Annotated in this window: 3 protein-coding genes; all 3 read right to left on the bottom strand. The window is 75.2% G+C overall.

What is annotated here, in order from left to right; translation table 11 throughout:
* Positions 1–91 precede the first annotated feature (91 nt).
* Entirely contained in the window at positions 92–2,776 is a 2,685-nt protein-coding gene (locus tag KS423_RS37630; RefSeq protein ID WP_224284237.1) for a serine/threonine-protein kinase, read from the bottom strand.
* Between the two features lie 5 nt (positions 2,777–2,781).
* On the bottom strand, positions 2,782–4,149 hold the full coding sequence (locus KS423_RS37625) for a hypothetical protein (RefSeq protein WP_224284236.1): 1,368 nt from the start codon (positions 4,147–4,149) through the stop codon (positions 2,782–2,784).
* 224 nt (positions 4,150–4,373) lie between these two features.
* A partial coding sequence (locus KS423_RS37620; protein ID WP_224284235.1) for a glutamate ABC transporter substrate-binding protein occupies positions 4,374–5,252 on the bottom strand: 879 nt, incomplete at its 5' end.

Genomic DNA, 5,252 nt, shown 5'->3' with positions numbered 1-5,252 from the left:
CGTCCCGGCCGGTCCCGCAGGAGCCGCAGTAGGCGTCCTCCGGCTCCATCGGCTCCGAACAGCTCGGGCACTCGGTCTGCTGCGGCATCTGCTACACCCACGTCCTGGGACGGGCACGGTTGGCCCGTTCCACCATCTCGATCCTGGTCTCCGCCCGGTCGGCCAACCGGGCGAGTACCCGGTAGGACTGTTCCAGGGCGAAGCGCAGTTCCCGCTCCTGTGCGGGACGTCCCAGTACCACCAGATCGGTGGCCCGCCGGCCGGCGGCCGCCTCGGCGCCGACCCAGCCGAGGGCCGCGTCGAGCACCTCGACGGCGAGCTCCTCGCGGCGGCGGTCGTCCAGCCGCAGCGCGGTCAGCTGCGCGGAGCTCGCGCCGAGGTCGGCGGCCAGGTCGTCGGTGGGCCGGCGCTCGCGCAGCCGGGCCCGGACGGCGGCGATCCGGGCGGCGGTGTACTGGCTGGAGGTGGCCGGGACGGTCTCCAGGACGCGGACCGCGCCGGTCCGGTCCTCCTCGGCCAGCCGGACCCGGGCCAGCCCGAAGGCGGCGCTCAGGTAGGCGTGGTCGGTGGCCCACACCAGCCGGTAGAACTCGGCCGCGTCGCCGCCGTCGCCGAGCAGTTCGGCGCAGATGGCGAGGGCCAGCTTGGGGGCGGCCTCGCCGGGGAAGGCGTCGTAGACCGCGTCGAAGGCTTCCGCGGCGGCCCGCAGGCCGGACGTGACTCGCCCGCTCGCCTCCGGGCGCTCCTGGCCCGGCGCCGACGGCTGTCGCTCCGGCGCTCCTCCGCCGCTCCCTCGTTCGCCCTCCTCGCCCGCCCCCGGGCAGGAGGGGCCCACGCTTCCGGCGCCGGCGGGCCCTTCGGCTCGGGCCGCGCCGACCAGCGCGGTCAGGCCGCGGTACCAGACCACCCGCCAGTCGTCCGGCTGGTCCTGCTCCAGCCCGGCGAGGCGGCTCGCGGCGTCCCCGTGGCGGCCGAGTTCGAGCAGGGCGCGCAGCTCGCGCAGCCGGCTCTCGACCGAGACGGCGGGCGCGGCGGCCAGTGCGGCGAGCGTCTCCTCGGGGTCGGGGGTGACCAGGACGGCCAGGAAGCCGGCGTTGGGGTCGCCGGGGTCGACCCGCGGGACGGGCAGCGCGAGAGCGGCGGCGGCCGCGTCCAGGGGGGCCACCCGGAGCTGCCCGGCCTGCTCGGTGGGCAGCACCAACTCGGTGTCCACGACGCGCAGTTCGGGGCCGAACAGGGTGGACGGCGCGGGTCGGGGCCGGTCGTCCTGGAGGGCGAGGACCTCCCGCAGCACGCCGGTGAGCTGGTCGGCCATCTCCTCGGCGGAGGCGAAGCGGCGGGCCGGGTCCGGGTCGGTGGCGCGGACCAGGAAGCGGTAGTACGACTCGTACCTGGCGAAGGCCTCGACCTGCTCGGGGCCGGGCAGCGAGTGTCGGTAGGTGCCGCTGTAGCCCTGGAAGTCGAAGGTGAGCACCGCGAGGGTGCGGGCCACGGTGTACAGGTCGGAGGCGACGGATGGGCCGTCGGTGGCGATCTCCGGGGCCTGGTAGCCGATGGTGCCGTAGATCGGGCCGTCGTCGTCGAACCGGCGGACCGCGCCCATGTCTATGACCTTGAGCGCGTCGCCGCTCTGTATCACGTTGTCGATCTTGAAGTCGCAGTACACCAGGCCCCGGCCGTGCAGGTAGCCCAGGGCCGGCAGCGCCTCCAGCGCGTACGCGATCGCCTGCTCGACCGGCAGCGGCTCGCGCCGGCCGTCCGGGGTGCGGCGCTCGTTGGCGATGTCCTTGAGCGACTTCCCGCCGACGTACTCCATCACGATGTAGCCGTCGGTGGCGCCGGTGCGCAGGTCCGGGTGCTCGGCGAAGTTGATGATCCGGACGATGTTCGGGTGGTCCACCTCGGCCAGGAAGCGCCGCTCGGCGACGGCCGCCGCGAGCGCGTCCTCGTCCCCGGTGTCCAGCAGGCCCTTGAGCACCACCCACTTGTCGTTGACCCGCCGGTCCACCGCCAGGTAGATCCAGCCGAGCCCGCCGTGTGCCAGGCAGCCCACCACCTCGTACTGCCCGCCGACCAGGTCGCCGCGGCGCAGCTTGGGCGTGAACGAGTACGGCGTGCCGCACTTGGTGCAGAAGCCGTCCGGGCGGCCCGGGCGGCCGTTCTTCTCCCGGCCCACCGGGGTCTCGCACTTGGAGCAGAAGCGCTTGTGCTCGGGCACCTCGGGGTCGGCCAGCACAGCCCGGGCCGGGTCGGCCGCCGCGACGGTCGGCACGGTGACCAGACCGGCGCCCAGCCGGCTGCGGGTGCCCGCGGTGACGCCGCCCCGGGTGGAGCGGACCGAGAGCGAGCGGCTGCTGCCGGTGCGGGTGGAGCGGTGCGAGCGGGAGCGGCCGGACATCGAACGGGCCGAGCCGGTGCGGGCCGACAGCGAGCGGGCCGAGCCGCTGCGGCCGGAGCCGTCCTGGCCGGAGCCGTTGTGGCCGGAGCCGGGGGAGACCCGGGCGGAGGGGACGTAGGGCTGGGTGACGCCGGTGTCGCCGGTGGGCGGGGTCAGCCCGCACTCGTCGCAGTAGCCGTCCGGGTCGATGGTGCCGGAACAGTCGCGCGGGCAGGGCGAGCCGGGGCCGGCCGCCGTGACCGAGGGGGCGGACGCCCCGGAGGCCCCGGGCGTCGCGGTGGCCCTGCCCGCCGGGGCCAGCCCGCACTCGTCGCAGTAGCCGTCGGCGTCGATCCTGCCGCTGCCGGAGCACTCCGGCCGTTCGCACGTCTCGCCCATCACCCTCAGCCCCCCTGGACCTGTCCGTCGACCGGCGGCCGGCCGACCCCCTCCTGATCCTGCCCGGCCTCGGCCTCGGTGTGGGCCGGCCGCAGCGACTGCTGGAACCGGGCCACCGCGGCGGCCGCCGCCCGCAGGTCGCAGGGCGCGCTCCACAGCAGCCAGCGCGCCTTCTCGTACCGCTCGATCACTTCCGGGTCCTCGGAGACCCGCAGCCGGGCCGCCATCGCCTTGTAGGCGTCCAGCCGGCCGCGCAGTTCGGCCCGGACGGCCAGCGGCTGGGTCACCTCGGTGAGCGACTGCCGGGCCCGGCCCAGCTCCTTGGCGGCGGCGTCCTCCAGCGCGTCCAGCAGCGGCGCCAGCCGGCCCCACTGCCCGGCCTGGCGCAGGTCCAGCGCCGCGACGATCCGCTCGCGCAGCGCCGAGGCCGGTCCGGGCACCGCCGGGACGTCGCTGGACGCTATCTTCGCCAGCACCTCGCCGCGCGCCCTCCGGGCCTCGGCCAGGGTGGCGTCGGCCCGCTGGAGCAGGTCGCCGACGCCCTGGAGGCGTTCCTCGGCCTCGTCACGCAGCCGCAGCAGGTCCTCCAGCTCCAGCCGGACGCCGTCCAGCGCCCGCCCGGCCCGGTCGAACCGCTCGGTGTCCACCACCCCGGCCGGGCCGGCGAAGGCCGAGCCCTCCGGGACCGTGCCGCGCTGGGCGGGCACCCGGGCCGGGCGCCACAGCGCCAGCGGGTCCCCGTGCACCTCGGCGCGCAGCTCGGTGAGGTCCTTCTCGATCCCGGTCAGGTCGTCGCCCAGCGGGTGGTTGCCGGTGCGCACGCCGAGCGAGGCGGCCAGGGTGCGCACCCGCCGGAGCTCGGCCAGCAGCAGGTCGATCCGGGCCGGCAGGGCCGACCAGACCGCGTCGGCGGCGCTGACCACCTCCAGCACGGTGGCGTACCAGGAGTTCATCCGGGCCATCAGGGCGTCCAGGCTGATCCGCTCGACCAGCTTGGCGGGCGCGCCGAGCAGCTGCGGGCCGTCCGGCACCGCGCCGCCCGGGACGGTCACTGCGTCGCCGGTCAGCAGTTCGCTCAGCTCGGCGAGTTCGGGCGCGCCGGGCTTGGCCTTGCGGGCCCGGACGGCACGCGCCGAGGCCAGCGCCTCGGAGTAGCGGTCGAACAGCGCCCAGAGCAGCGGCAGGCCCCGGCCGGCGACGGACCAGCGCTCCAGGGTGCGCCCGGACAGCTCGGCGCCGTCCAGCAGCCGCAGGCCAGGGTGGTCCTGGAGGGCGAGCAGCGCCGACTCGACCGCGTCCCGCTCCGCGCCGAGGCGGGCGAGCGCGCGGTCCACCTCCTCCCGGCTCAGTACCGGGCCAGCCGATGCCGCCACCGCGGTGTCCTTCCTTCCTCGCGTGCGATCCCGACGTGCCTGACGTGCGGTCCCACGACAACCCCCGTGTCCACCACCGGTCTCCCCGTGGTGATCGTCCCGAACCCTAACCGGTGGCCGTTCGGGCCGAGCGGGCGCGGGGCGTCAAGGCGCCGTCAACGCACCGCTGACGGCCCGTGCGCTACCCCTCCCGCGCCGTCCTCCCCGTCACCCCCCGGACCGGCTCAGTGCGTGCCCGGCCAGTAGCGGTCGGCCTCGTTGAGCATGTACGGCTTGAGCCAGTGGTCGTACGAACGGGCCCAGTCGCCGCGCGCGTAGTAGTCGGCGAGCACCTGGTTGACGCGGGCGGTCAGGTCGGTGCTGTCCTTCAGCATGGCGACGCCGACCACCTCCGGCTGGGCCTCGCCGTCCACGATCCGCACGGTCTGGTCCTGCGCGGCCTGACCGGCCGCCAGGCCGTTGTCGGTCATGGTGGCGTCGACCTTGCCGAGCTGCATCAGGACCAGGCAGTCCAGCTGGTTCTCCACCGTGACGACCTGCCGGGCGGTCCTCATCTCCTTGACCACGTTCAGCGCGGTGGAGCCGTCGGCGGCGCAGACCGCCCTGTCCTTGATCGCGTCGTCGACGTTCTTCGCCGGCGACGACTTCGGCACCAGGACGCGCTGGCTGATGTTGAAGTACGGCTTGGAGAAGGCGACGTCCTCCATCCGCTTGCAGTTGATCGTCATGGTGCGGACGATCAGGTCGACCCGGCCCTTCTTGATGGCGTCGATCCGGTCGGCCGTGGCCACCGGCTTGAGCACCACCTTCTCCGGGTCGCCGATGACGGCCGCGCCGATCGCCCGGGCGAGGTCGATGTCGAAGCCCTCGATCTGGCCGGTGTTCGGGTTGCGGGCGCCCCAGCGGTAGCTGTTCTGGTCCACCCCGATCACCAGGCTGCGCTTGGTCTTGATGGCCTTCACGGCGGGGCCGTCCTCGGTGCTCGGCGGCACGCTCCTGTACACGTCGCAGCCGTCGGCCTGCTCCTGCTGCTCCTGCTGTAGGGCCAGGGGCACGGCGGTCGTGGCCGCCGGTGCGGCGCCGACCGGCCCGCCCCCGGCGAG

Origin of the sequence: Streptomyces sp. LS1784 (assembly GCF_020103755.1) — a bacterium.
Lineage (GTDB): Bacteria > Actinomycetota > Actinomycetes > Streptomycetales > Streptomycetaceae > Kitasatospora.
Note: the sequence above shows the minus strand (reverse complement) of the source record. Positions and strands in the feature narration are given on the sequence as shown.